The 16,552-nt window shown below is 58.3% G+C and carries 15 protein-coding genes; 9 read left to right on the top strand and 6 right to left on the bottom strand.

Annotated features, from left to right (window positions below; translation table 11 throughout):
* The gene (locus WKI41_RS15350) at nt 1-1,215 is read right to left on the bottom strand and encodes an FAD-binding protein (RefSeq protein WP_340194355.1); all 1,215 of its coding nucleotides are present in this window, start codon (nt 1,213-1,215) and stop codon (nt 1-3) included.
* A complete protein-coding gene (locus WKI41_RS15345) occupies nt 1,215-2,648 on the bottom strand; it encodes an FAD-linked oxidase C-terminal domain-containing protein (protein ID WP_340194354.1) in 1,434 nt (477 codons plus the stop codon). Before WKI41_RS15345 ends, WKI41_RS15350 begins: the two co-directional genes overlap by 1 nt.
* A 112-nt stretch (nt 2,649-2,760) precedes the next feature.
* On the opposite strand from WKI41_RS15345, the gene WKI41_RS15340 reads away from it, so the two are divergent.
* On the top strand, nt 2,761-3,666 hold the full coding sequence (locus WKI41_RS15340; RefSeq protein ID WP_340194353.1) for a LysR family transcriptional regulator: 906 nt from the start codon (nt 2,761-2,763) through the stop codon (nt 3,664-3,666).
* 3 nt (nt 3,667-3,669) lie between these two features.
* Here WKI41_RS15340 and WKI41_RS15335 read toward each other — a convergent pair whose 3' ends face one another.
* Nucleotides 3,670-4,944 carry a DUF3422 family protein gene (locus WKI41_RS15335; protein ID WP_340194352.1) on the bottom strand — a complete coding sequence of 425 codons (1,275 nt, stop codon included), beginning with the start codon at nt 4,942-4,944 and terminating at the stop codon, nt 3,670-3,672.
* A gap of 222 nt (nt 4,945-5,166) precedes the next feature.
* On the opposite strand from WKI41_RS15335, the gene WKI41_RS15330 reads away from it, so the two are divergent.
* The 6 genes from WKI41_RS15330 (at nt 5,167) to WKI41_RS15305 (ending at nt 11,783) form a co-directional block, all read left to right on the top strand.
* Nucleotides 5,167-6,504: a glycosyltransferase family 4 protein gene (locus WKI41_RS15330; RefSeq protein WP_340194351.1), complete on the top strand. Its 1,338-nt coding sequence runs from the start codon at nt 5,167-5,169 to the stop codon at nt 6,502-6,504.
* On the top strand, nt 6,501-7,295 hold the full coding sequence (locus WKI41_RS15325; protein WP_340194350.1) for an HAD-IIB family hydrolase: 795 nt from the start codon (nt 6,501-6,503) through the stop codon (nt 7,293-7,295). Before WKI41_RS15330 ends, WKI41_RS15325 begins: the two co-directional genes overlap by 4 nt.
* 129 nt (nt 7,296-7,424) lie before the next feature.
* Nucleotides 7,425-7,895, top strand: coding sequence for an NUDIX hydrolase (locus WKI41_RS15320; RefSeq protein WP_340194461.1), 471 nt, complete (start codon nt 7,425-7,427; stop codon nt 7,893-7,895).
* A gap of 93 nt (nt 7,896-7,988) precedes the next feature.
* On the top strand, nt 7,989-9,497 hold the full coding sequence (locus WKI41_RS15315; RefSeq protein ID WP_340194349.1) for an inorganic phosphate transporter: 1,509 nt from the start codon (nt 7,989-7,991) through the stop codon (nt 9,495-9,497).
* Between the two features lie 33 nt (nt 9,498-9,530).
* On the top strand, nt 9,531-10,268 hold the full coding sequence (locus WKI41_RS15310; RefSeq protein WP_340194348.1) for a 16S rRNA (uracil(1498)-N(3))-methyltransferase: 738 nt from the start codon (nt 9,531-9,533) through the stop codon (nt 10,266-10,268).
* Between the two features lie 141 nt (nt 10,269-10,409).
* Entirely contained in the window at nt 10,410-11,783 is a 1,374-nt protein-coding gene (locus WKI41_RS15305) for a glutamate--cysteine ligase (RefSeq protein ID WP_340194347.1), read from the top strand.
* Between the two features lie 143 nt (nt 11,784-11,926).
* Here the strand turns inward: WKI41_RS15305 and WKI41_RS15300 are convergent, their stop codons facing one another.
* A complete protein-coding gene (locus WKI41_RS15300) occupies nt 11,927-12,220 on the bottom strand; it encodes a DUF1127 domain-containing protein (protein ID WP_340194346.1) in 294 nt (97 codons plus the stop codon).
* 196 nt (nt 12,221-12,416) lie between these two features.
* On the opposite strand from WKI41_RS15300, the gene WKI41_RS15295 reads away from it, so the two are divergent.
* Together WKI41_RS15295 and WKI41_RS15290 are read left to right on the top strand one after the other, a co-directional pair.
* The gene (locus WKI41_RS15295; protein ID WP_340194345.1) at nt 12,417-13,367 is read left to right on the top strand and encodes a LysR substrate-binding domain-containing protein; all 951 of its coding nucleotides are present in this window, start codon (nt 12,417-12,419) and stop codon (nt 13,365-13,367) included.
* 72 nt (nt 13,368-13,439) lie between these two features.
* Nucleotides 13,440-14,327: a hydrogen peroxide-inducible genes activator gene (locus tag WKI41_RS15290; protein WP_340194344.1), complete on the top strand. Its 888-nt coding sequence runs from the start codon at nt 13,440-13,442 to the stop codon at nt 14,325-14,327.
* A 10-nt stretch (nt 14,328-14,337) separates the two neighbouring features.
* On the opposite strand, the gene WKI41_RS15285 is transcribed toward WKI41_RS15290, so the two are convergent.
* Both WKI41_RS15285 and guaB read right to left on the bottom strand, forming a co-directional pair.
* On the bottom strand, nt 14,338-14,739 hold the full coding sequence (locus WKI41_RS15285) for an MAPEG family protein (protein ID WP_340194460.1): 402 nt from the start codon (nt 14,737-14,739) through the stop codon (nt 14,338-14,340).
* 108 nt (nt 14,740-14,847) lie between these two features.
* Nucleotides 14,848-16,353 carry an IMP dehydrogenase gene (gene guaB / locus WKI41_RS15280; RefSeq protein ID WP_340194343.1) on the bottom strand — a complete coding sequence of 502 codons (1,506 nt, stop codon included), beginning with the start codon at nt 16,351-16,353 and terminating at the stop codon, nt 14,848-14,850.
* Between the last annotated feature and the right edge of the window lie 199 nt (nt 16,354-16,552).

Below are 16,552 nucleotides of genomic sequence, written 5' to 3'. Positions count from 1 at the left end.
TCAGATCCCCATTCTACCCGGATTGAATATCCCTGCCGGATCGAGCTTTTGCTTGATGCGCTGGGATAACGCGGCTTCGACGCCATTTAGCGGCTCGAAAGTTGGAATTCTTCGACGCACATCATGAGATGCGCGAAGCAGCATAGCGTTTCCGCCGCCGAGAGAACGGATGTACCCGCGCAGCAACTGTCCTTCCGGATCGGCCTCCATCTGCATCCAGACCAGCCCACCCTGCCAGTCGTAGAATGCATCGATGCCCGCTTCCAACCGTAGTGCCGCGACCAGCTTGTGACCCTGCGATGGCGCGATCGACACGCGCCAAAGTGGCTTGGATGGATTGCCTGCATAAGGCGCGACATTCTTGATGTCCCGCCACAGCGTCCGGCTTTCGTCTCGGGCAAGAGCGACCATGGGACCGAATGGCGACAAAAGCATTTGCAGCTTTCGCGTCCGCGCCTCGACGGAGGCCGCAAGTCCTTCCAGTCGCAATACGGTGGCGGCACCTTCCGGCAGAACCCCGTTCACGAAACGCGACTTTACGCTCTCCGGCAGATGCGCCGCACCGGACACTTCTAGGCTGGTTGCCATCGCCGCCGCCATGGCGTTGGTCGCTGCTTCATCCTCCAAACCCGAAATGACCATCGTCGCTTCAGCAGGCGGAACCGGCAGCACGCGGAATGTGACTTCCGTCAAAAAACCCAGCGTGCCGTAGGAGCCCGCAAGAAGCTTGACGAGATCGAGCCCGGTGACGTTCTTCATCACCCGCCCGCCGGCCTTGATCGCCTCGCCCCCGCCGTTGATGAAGCGGATGCCGAGCAGGCTGTCGCGCGCGGCACCGGCCACGAAACGGCGCGGACCGGAAACGTTGGCGGCAAAGACGCCGCCGATTGTCGGTTCGCCTGCCGTTCCGATGATGGCGCGGTGATCCAGAGGTTCGAAGGCCATCATCTGTCGGGCGGCGGATAAAGCGGCCTCCACCTCCGCCACGGGCGTGCCGGCTCGGACCGTCATCACCATCTCGGCGGGATTATAGGAGACAATGCCGCTCAAGCCTCGTGAAGACAGCGTCGCATCGGCCTCAACGACATTGCCCAGGCCGGAGCGCGTATTGCCGCCGATAATGGCGAGCGGACGCCTCACTTCTGCGTGGCCACGAATGAGGTCTGCCGCTTCCGTTTCCGATTGCGGCGTAAGGGTCGAAGCTGCAGCGTCCATCAACCTCTGCCCTCCAGGGGAAAGACCTTGGACGGGTTCAGTATCCAGCCTTCGTCAAAGGCTGCGCGAACGGCCATTTGCTGCGCCAGATCGGCATCGGAATATTGATGCCGCATCAGGTCGCGCTTTTCGATGCCGACTCCATGCTCACCAGTGAGGCAACCGCCGGCATCGACGCAGAGCTTCAGTATCTGGTTGCCAGCCTCTTCTGCGCGCGCCGCATCCTCCGGATCGTTGGCGTTGAACAGGATCAGCGGATGCATGTTGCCGTCGCCTGCGTGGAAGACATTGGCGACGCGAAGGCCCAGAGCGTCGGTGATCTCGCTGGTTTTCTTCAGCACATAGGACAGCTGGCTGAGTGGCACGGTACCATCCATGCAGATGTAATCGGCGATCCGGCCCGTGGCGCCGAAGGCAGATTTGCGGCCTTTCCAGATTGCCGCAGCCTCTATTGCGGACTGGCACTCGCGCACCGTCTTGACAGAATGCTTGCGCGCGATCGCGACGATGTCTGCCAGCATGGCATCCATCTCTTCTTCAGAGCCCTCGACCTCGACGATCAAGAGCGCGCCGACATCGAGCGGATAACCTGCGTGGGCAAAAGCCTCACAGATTTCGATGGCTGGCTTGTCCATGAATTCGATGGCAACGGGGATGATGCCGGAGCCGATAATGTCAGCCACGCAGGATCCGGCCTCTTCCGAACTCTCAAAACCGAAGAGCACTGGGCGCGCGCCTTCCGGCTTGGCGATCAGTCGCACCGTCGCCTCCGTTACGATGCCGAGCTGGCCTTCGGAGCCACAGACGAGACCGAGAAGATCATAGCCTGACGCATCCAGGTGCTTACCGCCAAGCTCCAGCACCGTGCCATCCACCAGCACCATCTTAACGCCGAGAAGATTGTTGGTGGTCACACCATACTTCAGACAGTGCGCGCCCCCGGAATTCATGCCGATATTGCCGCCGATGGTGCAAGCGAGCTGCGAACTCGGATCGGGCGCATAGAAAAATCCCTGAGGACCTGCTGCCTCGGAAATCGAGAGATTGGTAACACCGGCCTGCACGGTGGCAGTGCGATTGAAGAAGTCCAGCTCGAGAATCGAGGACATCTTCGACAGGCCGATCACCACGGCATCTTCCTGCGGGATCGCGCCGCCAGACAGCGACGTGCCAGCCCCTCTCGGCACCACTGGTATGCCATAGCGATGACAATATTTCAGAACCGCCGCAACCTGCGCGGTAGTCTTCGGCAGTGCAACCGCAAGCGGCATGCGGCGGTAGGAGACAAAGGCATCGGTCTCGAAGGGCATAAGCTCTCGCGGCTCATGCACAAGACACTCTGGCGGAAGCAGGTCTGCTAGGTCGGAGACAATCCTGTCCCGAGCGGAAAGCACTGCGGCGCGTGGCTTCAAGAATTGAATGGATTGCGACATGGTTTGCAGATGCCTCCCTCATCCACACAATCCTATGCGGCGTTTGTGCCTTGGTGGCAACCCTCGCGAATGTTAGAGATTGTTTCCAATTCGGAAAGAATGGTGGCACTCTATGACAAACCTCGGCGATCTCGAAGTCTTTGCCAGCGTCGCTGCCTCCGGCAGCATGTCGGTAGCTGCAAAAGCACTGGGCTATTCTCCAGCCGTCATCTCTAAGCGGATCAAGCGGCTTGAGGAGAAACTTGGCGCGCGGCTATTCCAGCGCACTACGCGGCAGATTTCGCTCACCGAAGCGGGTCACGGATTTCATCAGAGAATTCTCGCCGTGCTGGAAGGTCTGGAAGAGGCCGAAGACTTCGTGTCCGGTCGATCGAACACGCTCACTGGTACGCTGAAGGTTTCCGCCTCTACCTCCTTTGGACGCATGCATGTCGCACCGCATCTGAAAGGGTTCATGCATCAGCACCCGTCACTCTCCATCAACCTGACGCTTAGCGATGACTTTATCGATATCGTCGCGGGCGGTTATGACCTCGCCATACGCATCGCCGACCTGTCGGATTCAAGCCTTGTTGCCCGCAGACTAGCACCGGTGCGGCGCGTCCTTTGCGCTTCTCGCGCCTATGTCGAAGAGTATGGAGTGCCGGAAACGATCGAGGATCTGAAGAACCATCGCTGCCTCCCGGCGCATAATAACGATCTCTGGCGTTTGGAGGGACCGGAGGGTGCATTAAACCTTCGGCCTGAAGGTCTGCTTGTGACAAATTCCTCCGAAGTGATCCGTGAGGCGGTGATCTCCGGTCTTGGTATTGCGCTACGTTCGACGTGGGATATTGGGTCAGAATTGAAATCCGGCGCGCTGGTTCAGGTTCTTCCCGCCTATGAAGGATCGAAGAACGTCGCTCTTTCCGCAGTCTACTCCAGCCGCCGGTTCCTGCCGGCTAAGGTCCGACTGTTCATCGATTACCTGGCGGGGCTTTACGGTCCGGTGCCTTACTGGGACAAGGATGCGCTTTAAGCGTTAATGCGCTCCATCGGTGTGGCGCTTGCGAATGTTGCGAACCACCCACCAGACACCGAAAACGGCGACCGGAACGCTAGCACCAGTGACCACTGCCGGATCGATCGGCAAGAGATCATGGGTGACGGCTTTGACGAGGTAGCCGATCAATCCGACGACATAATAGGAAATGGCGGCGACCGAGAGGCCCTCGACCGTTTGCTGCAGGCGCAGTTGCATCGCGGCGCGCTTGTTCATGTTGTTCAAAAGCACCGTATTCTGTCGCTCCAACTCGACATCGATCCAGCTGCGAACCAAAGCGGTGGCGCGATAAAGCTTGCGTGACAGGTTCGCCTGACGCTCTTCCACCGACTGGCAGGTGCGCATTGCGGGCGCGAGCCGCCGCTCCAGAAAGGTCGCCATGGTTTCGTGACCCTGGATCGGCGTTTCGGCCAGTGTACGAATGCGCTCGCGAACAATCACGTCATAGGCGCGGCTTGCGCCAAAACGGTAGAGGCTAAGTGCGGCGTTGGCTTCCAGTTCGGCAGCCAGACGCGTCATTTCAGCCAGAAGCGCATCGGCTTCTTCACGCGCGCCGTTCTTCATTCGCTGGGTGATTGCCGTCAGACCATCTTCGATCCTGCGGATTTCCGGAGAGAGCGTCTGCGCCAACGGCAGGCCGAGCATAGCAAGGGTGCGATAGGTCTCGATGTCCAAGAGACGCTGCACAATACCGCCGCGCGCCGAATCCGTCAGGCCCCGATCAAGCAGCAGAAACTGCGTCAGCCCATCACGATCCTGGCGGAAGTCGGTGAAAATGGAAGCCTGCCCCTCACGCACCGTACTGTGGCAGAGGCTGATCGGATCGAAATGACTTTCAGCATCCACCGTCTCCAGCCCGTCTGGCCGGATCTCCAGTCTGACGGCGGAGATGAGCGAACCGGGCGGCGAAAAGCCATCTCCAAAGGGGTCGCCGACAATATCGCCGCCGATCTTGTCTGGCGCCGGACCATCCCAGAACCATGTGGAGAATTCCGTGTGCCTCTCCCACCGAAGGGTGCCAAGGCCGCAGGGCATGGCGTGGTGACGGGCGTCTCGTTCCGGTGGTGCAACGCCGCGGCTGCGCGACATTTCCGCAATCGCCGAATGGTGGACGGACGCCCCGCCATCCATCATGAAGGCCAGTTGGACGATGATGCGCGAGGAACCGAGCAGCACGGTCGGCCTTGCATGAATTTCCCCTAGCGCCAGCGCCCGTTCAGGCGCGCTGGCAAATGCAAATCGTCCCCTGGCCATCCAACATTCCCCGTATCGATTATCTCGATTTATCAAACGACACGACGCATTGGCAGATGCCGAGTTGACGCAGGGCAACTGCTAAAATACGCCGTGCTCAGAAGCCCTATCTTTCCACCTCCGCAGAACGAAAAATCCTGATCTGGCAATTTTCCCGGGAACTTTATCAACTTCCAGAGGTTCTTGACGGGTTATTGGAAATTTCTACCAAGATGGGACGCTATGACTACCACGAGCGAAACTGAACGCTATCCACGGATAGCACTCATATCGACGCATGGCTACGTAGCCGCACACCCGCCACTTGGCGCAGCCGACACCGGAGGACAGGTTGTCTATGTCCTCGAACTTGCAAAGAAGCTTGGCCAGCTCGGTTATACGGTCGATCTTTACACCCGCCGTTTCGAAGATCAGCCGGAAATCGATGAGGTGGACGAACGCGTTCGCGTGGTTCGCATTCCCTGTGGCGGGAAGGAGTTCATTCCTAAGGAATATCTCCACCGCCATCTGCTGGAATGGTGCGAAAACGCGCTGCGCTTCATCAAGAAAAACGACCTGACCTATTCCTTCATCAACAGCCATTACTGGGATGCCGGGGTTGCCGGTCAGCGGCTTTCCGAAGCGCTAAAAATCCCTCACCTACACACGCCTCACTCGCTCGGCATCTGGAAAAAGCGCCAGATGGAAACCGACTATCCGGAAAAGGCTGATACGTTCGAACTCGAATTCAACTTCAAGGAACGCATCCAGCACGAACTCATCATCTATCGCAGCTGCGACATGGTGATTGCAACGACGCCGGTGCAGCTTGACGTGCTGCTTGAGGACTACGGACTTAAGCGCAAGCAGGTCCATATGATCCCGCCGGGATATGACGACAATCGCTTCTTCCCCGTCTCGGAAGCCTCACGGCAAATGCTGCGCCAGCGTTTCGGCTTCGAAGGCAAGACCGTTCTTGCGCTTGGTCGTTTGGCCACCAATAAAGGCTACGACCTTCTGATAGATGGCTTCTCGGTGCTGGCCGAGCGCGAGCCGGAAGCACGCCTGCATCTTGCCGTTGGCGGCGAGAATATGGACCAGCAGGAGACCACGATCCTCAACCAGCTGAAAGAGCGAGTGAGCGAGCTGGGTCTGGAAGACAAAGTTGTCTTCTCCGGTTATGTCTCGGACGAGGATTTGCCGGATATCTACCGCGCCGCTGATCTCTTCGTCCTGTCCAGCCGTTACGAGCCTTTCGGCATGACGGCCATTGAGGCCATGGCGAGTGGCACGCCGACTGTGGTGACCATCCATGGCGGTCTCTTCCGAGCCGTCAGCTATGGTCGTCACGCGTTGTTTGCCGATCCTTTCGATAAGGAAGACCTTGGCATCACCATGATGAAGCCGTTCAAGCACGAGCGTCTTTACGGTCGTCTGTCGCGCATGGGGGCTCACAAGGCCCGCAGCCTGTTTACATGGACAGGTATTGCCCAGCAGCTTCTGTCTGTGGTCGAGGGCCGCACGATGATGCCCGTCCTGGAAGAATCCGATTGGGCCGAACCATGGAATGACGGCGATTGAAACCGGTTCGTCTTTTTTCCACCGATCTGGATGGTACCGTCGTCGGCAACAATGAGGCGACGGCGCGCTTTCGCGACTTCTGGAACGCGCTTCCGCAAGAGACGCGCCCGCTCTTGGTATTGAACAGCGGGCGACTGATCGACGATCAGCTCGAACTTCTGGACTCCGTGCCGCTGCCCCGCCCGGATTACATCATCGGCGGGGTGGGCACTATGGTGTCACGTCAAGACGAGCCAGCGTTGTCCGAAGCCTATACCTCTCAGCTTGGCGCGGCGTTCGACGCCGACAAGATCGCATCGATCATGCAGGACGTTCCAGGCTCAAGTCTTCAGCCGGAGCGATACCAACATGGTCTGAAATCGAGTTGGTATCTTCACCATGCTGAAAAAGAGGCGCTTGCCGATATCGAGCGACGCCTCAACGACAATGGTGTTGCCGCACGCATCGTGTATTCGAGCGCGCGGGACCTCGATATTCTCCCCCGCGCAGCGAATAAGGGTGCGGCTATTCGCTGGCTTTGCGGTCACCTCGGCATCGGGCTCGATGAGGTCGTGGTGGCGGGAGATACTGGCAACGACCGAGCCATGTTCGAACTGCCCGATGTGCGGGGCGTGGTTGTCGCCAATGCCCTCGAAGAGCTTCGATCTTTCGCCAGCGATAAGCACAATATGTTCATCGCGCGCAAAGAAGAAGCAGATGGGGTAATAATGGGGCTCAAGCACTGGATGTCTCCGATCCCGACCCAAAAACAGCCCAGAAATACTGGTGTAAGAGCGGGACATCTGCATTGACCCGCTCTCTTCATAAGCAGACAATGAAACAACTCGAGCGCTTCGCGGTTCGGGCTTTCGCACATTCACACTCGAAAGGAATATCTCGCATTGAACCTTCTGAGCCGTCTGGCCAAAGACGTCAGCCTAATGCTGCGTCGTCCCCCTCGTCAGCAATATGGTGCCATATGCCACCGCCGGAATAAGAAACACGGCGATGTGGAGGTATTGTTGCTGACCAGCCGGGACACAGGACGGTGGGTCATCCCGAAGGGTTGGCCGATGGAAGGCAAAAAGGCTCATGCGGTTGCAGAACGCGAGGCTTTCGAAGAGGCAGGTGTACGAGGAACGGCGCAGAAGGAACCTTTCGGCTTTTTCCACTACGAGAAGAAGCTGAAGAACGGTGTGAGGGTCACCTGTCTGGTGCAGGTTCATCTTCTCGAGGTCGCTGACCTGGTCAAAAATTTCCCCGAGCGGGAAAGCCGTAAGCTCGAATGGGTCTCGCCGGAGGAAGCGGAAAAGCGGGTCAATGAAATCGAGTTGAAGCAGCTTTTTGTTGCTTTCGGCAAGCACATGGTGAGAGCCGCGCCGCCCCTGGCGCAAAAGGCTGCCAATTCTTAAAGCGTTTTCTCAGTGAATGAAAACGCCCTGATGACGATTTCGTGTCGCGAATACGCCAGCCAAACGCTCTCGATGTCGCTATAGAGCTTGCCCATGGCGCAATTACCTGAAAATCGCAAGAAACCGACACTCGACAAGGATCTCGACAAGATGACCCGTGTCGAGGAAGCGGTGAACCATCTCGGCCAGAGGTTCGTGGCGCCAGGTGCTGCGCTTCTGTTTCTGGTGGTGACGGCTCTCATCGCCAGTTCCTATGCTGGCGGAACGCCGGGCGCGGTGATTACCCTCGCCGCAGCCATCATCGGTGCCTATATGGCGATGAATATCGGCGCCAAGGATGTGGCAAATAATGTCGGGCCCGCGGTCGGTTCAAAGGCTCTACCGCTTACCGCTGCGTTGATCATTGCCGCGATCTGTGAAATTTGCGGCGCCCTCATCACCGGTGGCAATGTGGTCGAGACGATTGCCAGCGGCATCGTCGATGTCAGAACCGTACCCGACCCGCATGTGTTTGCCTGGGCCATGCTCGGCGCCATTCTGGCAGCCGCACTTCTGGTCAATCTTTCCAACCTGCTCAAGGCGCCGATTTCCACAACCCACAGTATCGTCGGTGCAGTTGCTGGTGCGGGCACAGCCGCCTTCGGCGTGGGTGCGGTGGATTGGACGTCGCTTCTGGGCATCGCGATCACCTGGGTGCTCACGCCCTTCATCAGCGCCTTCTTTGCGGTTGCTCTGCTCGCCTTCATCAAGGAATTCATCATCTATCGCGACGACAAGATCGCCGCTGCGCGCAAGTGGGTGCCGGTGCTGCTTGGCGTGATGGGCGGGGTGATGACCGCCTACCTGATGCGCTTCGGATTGCATCGGGTCATGGATGTTCCGACCGGCCTTTCACTTGCGGCGGGCCTTGCCGTTGGCCTCATCGGCTGGCGGCTTTGTATCCCGCTCATTCGCAACCAGTCCGAGGGGTTGGAAAACCGCAACCAGTCGCTTCGCACGCTGTTTCAATGGCCACTGATCTTTGCGGCAGCGCTGATGTCCTTCGGGCACGGCGCCAATGACGTGTCTAACGCCATTGGCCCGGTCGTTGCCATCGTCAGAGCGGATTACGGTAACATCGCCGAGGTATTCGCGCCGGCACCGCAATGGGTCATGCTGATTGGTGCGTTCGGCCTATCCTGCGGCATCCTGCTCTTCGGGCCGCGCCTGATCCGGCTCGTTGGCGAGCAGATCACCAAGCTTAACCCGATGCGCGCTTTTTGCGTTTCCACTTCGACGGCGCTCACTGTTCTGACCGCCTCGCATTTTGGCATGCCCGTCAGCACAACACATACTGCGATCGGCGCCGTCTTCGGCGTCGGCTTTTTCCGCGAGTGGTACACCCAGAGGGACAGAAAGCAGCAGGAGGCGATCCGCAAGACCATTGTCGCAGCCGATCCTGCCCGCAACGAACCGGACGAGAACGCCTCGGAGACGCGGCGACGCTATCTTGTGCGCCGATCGCACTTCATGACGATCATCGCCGCCTGGATCATCACGCTACCAGCAAGTGCCGCACTTGCGGCTGTGCTCTACGCAATCATGCATCTTCTGTTTATATGAGCAGACAGATCATCAACTCATCGAAGTACCGACATGCGTGCCAATTTCAGAATGCAGCGACTTTACGTCAATCAGTCCCTGCGGGCTGGAGAAAGCGTCGAGGCCGATAGCGACCAGTTCAATTATCTCGCCAATGTGCTGCGCATGGGCGGCAGTTCGGAAATCCTGCTCTTCAACGGACGCGACGGCGAATGGAAGGCGAGCCTCTCCTTCCCGACGCGCAAGAAGATTACGCTCACACCCTTTGAGGAAACACGGCCTCAGCCGGAAAAGCCGGATCTGCACTATATATTCGCACCGCTGAAAACCGGGCGCCTGGATTATTTGGTGCAGAAGGCGGTGGAGATGGGGGCCGGCGTTCTTCGACCTGTGCTGACCCAGCATGTTCAGGGCAAAATCACCAATCTAGACAAGCTACGAGCCAATGTCATCGAAGCTGCGGAACAATGCGGTATCCTTGCCGTTCCGGATGTCGAAGAACCGGTTCGGCTCAAAGACCTGTTGGAAAGCTGGTCTCCTTCACGCCGCATCATTTATTGCGACGAAGGTGATGCAGGGCAGAATCCTCTGCCTGTGCTTCGAGAGATTGAGGAGAAGGAATTGGCTCTTCTCGTCGGGCCTGAGGGAGGCTTTTCGGAGGAAGAACGACAATTGCTGCGAAGCAAAGCTTGGGTGACGCCGATACCTCTGGGACCACGCATCCTGCGGGCGGATACGGCGGCGGTCGCGGCACTTGCGGTCATTCAGGCGAGCATCGGCGACTGGAAATAATTTGAGCGTTTGATGTCGCGCTCGCGCAAACTTGCGGCATGACTTCATGCTTAAAAGAAATTCATTTGCTTGCGCATGCATCGCACCCTATCAGCGATGGCAACATTGCTGCGCAGGCAGCAAAGACAACAAGGTAATTTCATGGCCCGCGACACCACCGACCAGACGCCGATTTCCTCCGTGCAGGAACTGACAGATTATCTGGCCGGCGGCTGCAAGCCGAAAGATAAATTCAGGATCGGGACGGAGCATGAAAAGTTCGCCTTCTTCCGGGATGGGAACAAACCCGTTCCCTACTTCGGCGATGCCAGCATTTCCGCTCTATTGAAGGGCATGCAGGAAAAGCTCGGCTGGGAACCGATCATGGATGGCGACCATATCATCGGTCTTAGCGAGCCGAGCGGCATGGGCGCGATCTCCATCGAACCCGGCGGACAGTTCGAACTTTCTGGCGCGCCTTTGGAAAACCTGCATGACACCTGTCGGGAATCCAACCAGCATCTTGCAACGCTGCGCGAGATCGCCGAGCCCATGGGCATTCGTTTCCTCGGCATTGGCGGAAGCCCGCTCTGGACGTTTGACGAAACGCCGCAGATGCCGAAGTCGCGCTATACCATCATGACCAACTACATGCCCAAGGTCGGCACTCAGGGTCTCGACATGATGTACCGGACCTGCACCATCCAGGTGAATCTGGACTTCTCTTCGGAAGAAGACATGCGCCGCAAGATGCGCGTTTCGATGAAGCTGCAGCCGCTGGCGACTGCGCTTTTTGCATCCTCGCCTTTTACCGAAGGCAAGCCAAACGGGCTTCTCTCGTGGCGCGGCGATATCTGGCGCGACACCGACAATCAGCGCTCCGGTGTTCTCCCCTTCACCTTCAAGCCGGATTTCGGCTTCAAGGACTATGTCGAATGGGCGCTCGACGTGCCGATGTACTTCATCGTGCGCGACGGCAAGTACCGTGACTGCACCACCATCACCTTCCGCCAGTTCATGGCGGGTGCCCTGAAGGGCGAGATTGCCGAGTGGGAACCCAATCTGGGTGACTGGACCAACCACCTTTCGACGCTGTTTCCTGACGTGCGCCTCAAACGCTTCCTCGAAATGCGCGGTGCCGATGGTGGCCCTTGGCGGCGCATCTGCGCGCTTCCGGCCTTCTGGGTCGGTCTGCTTTATGACGACGAGGCGCTGACGGCAGCCGACCAGTTCACCGCGGACTGGCAGGTGGACGACGTCATTGCGCTTCGCAATGCTGTCCCGGCAGAAGGCCTGAAAGCGACCATCGCCGGTCGCGATCTGCTGGACGTCGCGCGAGACGTAGTAGCAGTCTCCCGCAAGGGCTTGCAAAGGCGGGCGCGCCTGAACCGCGAAGGCCAGGACGAGAGCGCTTTCCTCTCGCCTCTGGAAGAGGTGCTCGCAAAGAAGTCAACGCTTGCTGAAGACATGCTGGCGCTTTATCACGGCCGCTGGCAGCAGTCGGTTCTACCTGTCTTCGAAGACTACCAATATTGATCGCAGTTGCCTCTTAAGGCTGAACTTGCGCTCGATGCAAAAAAGCCCGGTGCGGCTTGGGGCCGAACACCGGGCAAAGGCAGGGTTATTGGCAATCACCCTGCGGGGAAACTTGATGGTGGGCCAAAACCCTGTTGTCGAAGTCAGCGACTGTGACGGGTGAAACGGGAGCCAGCGCGCATTTTGGCGGCACGCGCCAAGTACAGGGTCGGATCGTCCAGAAGGCCGGTCTCCAGCGCGCTCATCACATCACTACGCACCAGTCCGATGTCGGCAAGCTGTTGATCGGTCATCTCCGTCAGCTTGTTCGCGGCCAAACGGTTGATGATGGAACGGGCGAGTTTCGCAACGCGATTGAAAGCCGTGTTCCAACGCGTCTCGAGCGAGACCGCGGGGGCTAGCATCTGCAATTCCATTTTCCGTTCTGCCGTGCGCATGACACTGTCCTTCCTATGAGGCACGTGAAGATATCGCTTCGCGCTTTCGCACGAAGATTGGTGAGGTTGAGGCCGCAGCCCTGAAGCGTTGGGCGGGTTGATCGGATGTCTTGAGCGTCAAAATGTCGCAAGACTATTGATCAGTCCAACGAATGTTTCTAATGTCAGATATCAATAGCTCTTATGGATCACTATTATGTCCGCTCCGCTCGATATCGATCAGCTTCATACTTTCATCGCCATCGTAGATACGGGCAGCTTCACAAAAGCTGCGGACCGCGTGTTCAAGACGCAGTCGGCGGTATCGATGCAGATGCGCAGGCTGGAAGAGCGGCTGGGCAAGCAGCTTTTTGCCAAGGACGGGCGCGGCAACAGGCTGACAGCTGAAGGCGAGAAGCTAATGCATTATGCCCGCCGGATCATTCGTCTCAACAATGAGGCTGTCGCAGCCTTCGACGACAACCGGTTGGAAGGCACACTGCGCATCGGTACTCCCGATGACTATGCCGACCGATACATGCCCGAGATCATAGGGCGCTTTGCCAAGACCCATCCGAATGTTGAACTCTACATCGTCTGCGAGCCATCGATCAGCCTTGCGGAAAAGATGGCACGCGGCGAACTCGACATCGCGCTGGTGACGCATAATCCACGCACACGTGTGTCAGATATCGTGCGCACTGAGCCGCTTTGCTGGGTGACGTCGGCTAACCATCCTCTTCGCGATGATGCCCCGGTACCGCTTGCAGTCGGTCGACGCGATTGCCATTGGCGGCAGCTTGCCTGCTCGGCTCTCGATGCCGATGGGCGCGACTATCAGGTGCTCTTCACCAGCTGGTCGTCCACAGTAATTGCCGCTGCGGTTCTGGCCGGCATGGCGGTCTCCGTTCTGCCGGAGTCAACGCTTCGGACAGGCATGCGGGTGCTGACCTCTGCTGACGGTTTCCCTCCTCTGCCGCCCGTGCAGATCGGCCTGATGAAGCGTCCCGGCCTGTCGCCGTCGCTGATCAATGCCATCACTGATCACATCACCGCTTGCCTCGACAATATCACGCTGAGCCCTCCTCCGGAGGAGCTCGACTCGCGGGTAAAGATGCTGCCCGGCATGCAGAAGCTCAAAGCCAACTACACAGCGCCGGGCTGGTGATGCACTCTGCCTAATCCTCTTCGATAGTTTCGTCTTTCGGTGAAATGCCAAGAGTGATAGGAAAACCCTATCATGCTCACACTTCGACAGATGCGCTATTTCGATGCTTTGGCCCGCACCCTGCATTTTGGCAAGGCTGCTGCGGAGGCCCATATCAGCCAGCCGGCGCTTTCCGTGCAGATCATGGATATGGAGGAGCATTTGGGCGTCAAGCTCGTGGAGCGCAGCCGTGGGGATATCACCATAACCCCAAAGGGCGAGGAAGTGCTGCACCACGTGCGAACTATTCTTCTTGAGGTAGAACGGCTGGAAGAAGTCGCACGCAAAACTTCGGGCGCTCTGGAAGGGCTGGTGAGGATCGGTATCATTCCCACTATCGCGCCCTACCTCGTTCCAAAGCTCGTACCGCATCTGCGCGCCCATCATGCCCTGATCGAGATCGAGTTGAAGGAAACCGTAACCGACCGCCTTCTGGCCGATCTCGCGGCGCGCAAGCTGGATGCAGTAATTGCAGCCATTCCGATCGAGGGCGAAGGGTTGGAGACGTGCCACCTGTTTACCGATCGCTTCTTCATGGCGACTGCCAAGAGCGACGATAAGATCCTGGTCTCGCCTGTCAACGAAGGTCAGGTCGACATGGATCGACTGCTGCTTTTGGAGGAAGGCCACTGCCTTCGTGATCAGGCGCTGGCAGTTTGCGATGCGGCCGGCAAACGCAGTCTTGTCAATTACGGCGCAACATCGATGGCGACGCTCTTGCAGATGGTGTCCCATGATATGGGAATGACGCTGATCCCGGAAATTGCCATTCCGACTGAGACGATGCGCAATAATCTGCGCATCGTTCCTTTTGCCGATCCAGCACCTGCGCGGGAGATCGGTCTTGTCTGGCGCATGGCGAGCGGTCGTAAAGGCGACATCGCTGCCCTTGCCGACGCCATCAGGCAGTGCATCCGTTAGATCTAACGTCCTATTCCAGCGCGAGCCAGATGAAGAGCCAGCCCCACATCAGCACGAGCGTGACGAAGCCGGTTATGAAAGCTGGACCGCGGTAACGCAGACGGTTGCTGGTGACGTGGATATAGGAATGGAATATCCGAGAAAGAACGAAAATCCAGCCAAGCACGATAGTGACGATATTGTCCGCATCGGTGATATAGAGCAGCAGGCACGCCGCGTGGAACAGCATCGGCAGCTCGAACTGATTGGCGATGTTCTTGTTGACGAGCTTGCTCTCGGGGGCTTCTTCGCCAGCATCGCGGAAACGGCGCACGGCGTCACTGTCGAGAAAGGTGAATTTCTTGCGGCGATACGCCAGTAGACCATAGAGCCAGAACACGAGAAATGCGTGGGCAATCATTGGCCAGAACATGGCAGTCGTGGGCGACATACTTCTTCCCCTATCAACAAAGACGCTCTCCAAACGGCGTTCGGAGAGCGTTCAAATCATCTCAGTCTTTTACCCGAAGCAGGCAGCAGATCAAACGGCGCCTGGATAGTTCGGGCTTTCGCGGGTGATGGTCACATCATGCGCGTGGCTTTCGCGCAAGCCCGCCCCCGAGATGCGCACGAAAGTGGCACGCTCCTGGAAGTCCTTTATTGTTCCGCCACCGACATAACCCATCGCCGCCTTCAGACCTCCAGCAAGCTGGTGCAGGACGCCGGAGACCGGTCCCTTGTAGGGAACCTGGCCTTCGATGCCTTCCGGCACGAGCTTTAGCGTGTCGCGCACTTCCGCCTGGAAGTAACGGTCTGCCGAACCACGCGCCATGGCACCGACGGAACCCATGCCACGATAGGCCTTGAAGGAGCGGCCCTGATAGAGGAACACTTCGCCTGGGCTTTCATCCGTACCCGCCAAGAGCGAGCCGATCATCACGGCGGAGGCACCGGCGGCGATCGCCTTGGCAAGGTCGCCCGAGAACTTGATGCCGCCATCGGCAATCACCGGGATATTGGCGCTATGGGCCGCTTCGACGGCGGACATGACGGCCGCAAGCTGCGGAACGCCCACACCTGCAACAATACGCGTTGTGCAGATCGAGCCTGGGCCGATACCGACCTTGACGGCATCCGCACCGGCATCGATCAGCGCCTTGGTGCCAGCCGATGTCGCGACGTTACCGGCAATGACGCGAACCGAGTTTGACATCTTCTTGACGTGGCTTACCGCATCGAGAACACGCTGCGAATGGCCATGTGCGGTATCGACCACGAGAACGTCAACGCCCACTTCGATCAGACGCTCGGCGCGCTCGATGGCATCGTCGCCAACGCTGATGGCTGCTGCGGCACGAAGGCGGCCCTGCGCATCCTTCGTGGCATTTGGATTGAGCTGCGACTTCTCGATGTCCTTGACGGTGATGAGGCCAACGCAGTTGCCCTTGCCATCGACGACCAGCAGCTTTTCGATGCGATGCTTGTGCAGAAGGCGGCGAGCTTCCTGCTGATCGACGCTGCTTTCCTTGACGGTGACGAGGTTTTCCCGCGTCATCAATTCATAGATCTTCTGCGCTGGATCGGAGGCAAAACGAACGTCGCGGTTGGTTAGAATGCCGACGAGACGGCCGATCTTGTGACCGCCGCTACCGCCATTTTCAACAACCGGAATACCTGAAATGCCATGCGCCTTCATCAGCGACTGAGCTTCGGCCAGCGTGGCATCCGGTCCGATCGTGACCGGGTTGACCACCATGCCGCTTTCGAACTTCTTGACCTGGCGAACCTCTTCGGCCTGCTCGATCGGCGTCAGATTTCTGTGAATGACCCCGATGCCACCGGCCTGAGCCATGGCGATCGCCAGTCGGCTTTCGGTGACCGTGTCCATTGCCGAAGAGAGAATGGGGAGGTTGAGTTCGATATCATGCGCGATGCGGGTCGCGATATTCGTCTGGCCGGGCATGACTTCAGAATGCCCCGGCTGGAGGAGCACGTCGTCGAACGTCAAGGCGTCGAGACCAGTGGGAGTTTCAATGATGCGTGCCATGGCCAAATTCCTTCAGTATGAAATGCACGGCCGATCCGGAACGAATGTTCACCCCGGCGGTCCTGCAAAGGATTGCTTGGAAGTTGGCGAGGGCTGGTAACACGGTTATGACGGGAAGGGAATAGAAAAAACCCTGAACCCTGTGCAATGCACCATGATGCAGACTAGCCGCAGTCGCTTTGACCGCGGCTCGTGGGAC

It is taken from the genome of Agrobacterium larrymoorei (genome assembly GCF_037722385.1).
Classification (GTDB): Bacteria; Pseudomonadota; Alphaproteobacteria; order Rhizobiales; family Rhizobiaceae; genus Agrobacterium; species Agrobacterium larrymoorei_C.
The sequence above is the reverse complement of the archived record's forward strand: the minus strand, read 5'-3'. Positions and strand labels throughout refer to the sequence as shown.